The 500-nt window shown below is 73.8% G+C and carries 2 protein-coding genes; both read left to right on the plus strand.

Features of this window, described 5'->3' with window-relative positions; all coding sequences use genetic code 11:
- Positions 1-253 (plus strand): hypothetical protein (locus tag AC1DUE_RS20190; RefSeq protein ID WP_477041192.1); only part of this gene is annotated, 253 nt, incomplete at its 5' end.
- Between the two features lie 10 nt (positions 254-263).
- A partial coding sequence (locus AC1DUE_RS20195; protein ID WP_477041193.1) for an exonuclease domain-containing protein occupies positions 264-500 on the plus strand: 237 nt, incomplete at its 3' end.

A 500-nucleotide genomic window follows, 5' to 3' on the forward strand; every position in this document is an offset into this window, starting at 1 on the left:
GTACAGGGCCGCCTACCGGGCCCGCCGTCCGCAGGCCGGGGCGCTGGACCCGGTGGCGACCGCGATCGAGGCGGTCGTGCCCGCGCAGGGCACGCCCGCGAGCCGGAGGGCCGGTGCGACGGGGACCCCGTCGGGCCCAGGGGCCGCAGCCTCCACGGTGGTCGGTGCGGGTCAGCCGGATCACGGGAAGCCGGGGTCCGATGCGTACGCCACGGGACGCCCGACCCTGCCGGGGCAGCGCAGCGCCCCGTAGGGTGGGGCGTATGAACGATCGCATGGTGTGGATCGACTGCGAGATGACCGGGCTCTCGTTGACGGAAGACGCACTCATCGAGGTGGCCGCACTGGTCACCGACTCGGAGTTGAACGTGCTCGGCGACGGGGTGGACATCGTGATCCGCCCGCCGGACAGGACCCTGGAGACGATGCCCGAGGTGGTGCGGCAGATGCACACCGCCTCGGGCCTCCTCGACGAGCTGGCCGGCGGCACCACCCTGGCC

The organism is Cellulomonas sp. P4_A2, assembly GCF_056402515.1.